Source organism: Mycobacterium sp., assembly GCF_032162105.1.
Taxonomy (GTDB): Bacteria; Actinomycetota; Actinomycetes; order Mycobacteriales; family Mycobacteriaceae; genus Mycobacterium.
Genome location: NZ_JAVRPS010000731.1, coordinates 1 through 2,890, shown reverse-complemented (window position 1 = coordinate 2,890; position 2,890 = coordinate 1). Strand labels below are relative to the sequence as shown.

Sequence of the window (2,890 nt, the reverse complement as noted above, 5' to 3'; positions counted from 1 at the left end):
TCTGGCGTGGGGCGAGACGGTCTACATCGTTGCGGCCCTGGCGACCCTGGTCTGGATCATCGCAACCGGGCGCCGTGCCTGAGGCGGGCGTGCGGACCGACCGCCGTCGGCTGCTGGCCCCCCCGCTACTGCTGGTCGCCAGCGCAGCGGTGCTGCTCGGCGTGACCATCCCCAGTCCGCCTAATCTCGTCGACTTCCACGTGTACGTGCTCGGCGGTGCCGCGCTGGATCGGCCGGAGACGTTGTATTCGTTCGTCTACTCCGATCAGTCGCCGATGGTGGGTCAGTCGCCGACCGAGCCGCTGCCGTTCATCTATCCACCCTTTGCGGCGATGATGTTCTACCCACTGAATTTTCTGCCGTTCGGGGTGGCAGGGCTGCTGTGGCAGTTGGGAATTCTGGCGGCCACGTACGGGATCGTACGGATTACTCAGCTTCTGGTGGGTGGTGGCAGCCACCGAGAGGCCATGCTGTGGACCGCGGGCCTGATCTGGCTCGAACCGGTGCGCGTCTGCTTGAACTTGGGCCAGCTGGGCGTCTTCCTGACCCTCGCCGTGCTGTACGCGGTATACAGCAGGCGGTGGTGGGTGTCGGGCCTGCTGGTCGGGCTGGCCGCGGGGGTGAAGCTGACGCCCGCGATCACCGGCCTCTACTTCGTCGGAATGCGCCGCTGGGCGGCGGCTGTGACCTCGGCTGTGGTCTTCTCTGCCACGGTGGCTCTGTCAGCGCTCGTCGTTCCGGGTGAAACGCACTTCTACTTCACTGGTCTGATCAACCGTTTCGCGGTCCCGGTGGGTACTGCGATCAATCAATCCTGGCGGGGCGGGATCTCCAGGATCCTGGGCCACGACGCCGGTCACGGCGCACTGGTGCTCGCGGCGGTCGCCGGGACGGTGGCGTTGGCGCTATTGGCGTGGCGCGCGCTGGGTGTCGGCGCGCAGAATCGCGACCGGTTGGGCTCGGTGCTCGTCGTCCAACTGTTCGGCTTGCTGGTGTCACCGATTTCGTGGGTTCACCACTGGGTGTGGGTCGTGCCGCTGATCATCTGGCTGTTCCGCGGTCGCTGGCGGGACAAGCCGGGTGCCCGGGTGCTTGGTTGGGTGTGGTTGGCGGTGACGTTCTTGAGTTTCCCCAGCATGCTCGCCCTCGCCGAGCCGAGCGTCTGGCAGTTCAGCCGGCCGTGGTATCTGGCGTGGGCCGGGCTGGTGTACGTCGTTGCGGCGCTGGCCACTTTCGCGTGGATCGTGGTGACCGGCCGCAAAATCGCCGCCGCGACACCTTCTGTTCGGGCGATGGTCCGCCCATCGTAGTGTGGATCCGCACCTGTCCCCAGCTCAGCTGACCTTGATCGAGAAGCGCACCGTCTCCGGCTTGCCCGCGACCGCGAAGCGGTAGTTTCCCCGGCGTAGCGCATCGGTGGGGGCGGCCATCGGTTCGATCGCTACGAGCGCATCGGTGGGCGGCGCGAAGAGTTGCGCGGCGTGGTAGCCCTTCTCGAACTTCACCTCGATGCGCCGGTCGCCGCCGGTCAGCGTGAACACCGAGCCGTCGCGCACGTTGTCGAAGCCGTCGTCGTACACGACTGACTTCAGTGATTCGGTGGCGCCGTCCCAGTCCTCGTGCTCGCCGGTCGGGATGCCCCAGTTGTCCACCGGCAGGTGACGCATGTCCGGTCTGGTGATCTGCCAGTCTTCGCGCGGCACACCGGGGATCGTGAAATACGGGTGATAGCCGAAACACAGCGGCACCGACGCCGCGGTGGTCGGCATCACCGTCGTCTCGATGGTCAGCGTGCGGTCGGCGAGCGTGATGTCCTGGGTGAGCACGTGCGGGAACGGGAACGACGCCAGCAGCCGCGGTTTGCCGCCATAGTCGAGGACGGCCGTCAACCGGTTGTCCGACCGGGCGGTGACCAGCCAGCCGGGGTAGGCGGCCAGTACCCCGTGGATCGGCACACCGTGCTCGTCGGTTCGCACCCCGCCGGTGCCCGGCGTCAAGGTGACGACGGCTCCGTTGATGCCATACTTGCTGGCGCTCAACCGATTTGCCCACGGATAGAGGATCGGGATGCCCATCGTCTTGCCGGACGTCACGTAGGCGTTCAGGCCGCGGCGCTGGCCAAGGAATTCGTCGTCGCCGTCGGCGAGTGAGGTGCCGATCATGCCCGCTACGGGTACGAAGGTTGCGGTCAGCGAGGACGACGGGTCTTTGAGCATGACGGCTTCGAACTCAGGCATCGTTGGATTCTTGCACGGTCAGCTGGCCAGTGGATCGTGCTGTATGCGTTGCGGTTGCGCGCCCTTGGCGATCAACGCGGCCTTGGTGGCCTCGACCATGTGCGGGCCGCCGCAGACCAGGATCTGCCGGTCTCCCCAGCTGCCGTACCGGGTCACCACGTCCGGCAACAGCCCCGTTTGGCGTACGTGCAGGCCGCGGGGCGGCTCGGCGTCGGGGTACTCGGAGGCCCACGGCGGATTGGTGGAGTACTCCGTCACCGGCGTCACCGACAGCCACGGGTTGGTCGACGCGATCTGCCACAGTGTCGGCAGGTCGTACAGGTCGCACGGGTACCGGCCGCCGAAGAAGAGGTGTACCCGCGGGTTGTCCCCGAACCGGGTGAGTTCCATGATCAGCGTGCGCAGCGGCGTCAGGCCGGTGCTGCCCGCGACCATCAGCACGTCGCCGCCGTCCCTGTCGACCTGCAGGGCGCCGTGTGGGTTGGACAGCCGCCAGTGACCGCCGGGTTTGGTCTCGCCGATGATAGCGGTGCTGACCATGCCGCCCCTGACCGATCGGATGTGAAACTCGATGGCGCCGTCGCGGTCGGCGGGTATCGACGGGCTGAGATGGCGCCACCGTCGTGGCCACTGGGGAATCTCGACGGTGACGT

At 67.0% G+C, this 2,890-nt stretch carries 3 protein-coding genes; 1 reads left to right on the top strand and 2 read right to left on the bottom strand.

The window, feature by feature from the left end; genetic code table 11:
• Positions 1-74: 74 nt before the first annotated feature.
• Positions 75-1,310 carry a mannosyltransferase gene (locus QOC69_RS36840; RefSeq protein WP_526447916.1) on the top strand — a complete coding sequence of 412 codons (1,236 nt, stop codon included), beginning with the start codon at positions 75-77 and terminating at the stop codon, positions 1,308-1,310.
• A 24-nt stretch (positions 1,311-1,334) separates the two neighbouring features.
• Here QOC69_RS36840 and QOC69_RS36835 read toward each other — a convergent pair whose 3' ends face one another.
• A complete protein-coding gene (locus QOC69_RS36835; protein WP_526447914.1) occupies positions 1,335-2,237 on the bottom strand; it encodes an aldose 1-epimerase in 903 nt (300 codons plus the stop codon).
• 18 nt (positions 2,238-2,255) lie between these two features.
• A partial coding sequence (locus tag QOC69_RS36830) for an FAD-binding oxidoreductase (protein WP_526447912.1) occupies positions 2,256-2,890 on the bottom strand: 635 nt, incomplete at its 5' end.

What these genes read in the sequence shown, in the direction of transcription:
- QOC69_RS36835 (WP_526447914.1), bottom strand. Translation starts at nt 2,237, where the DNA reads ATGCCTGAGTTCGAAGCCGTCATGCTCAAAGACCCGTCGTCCTCGCTG.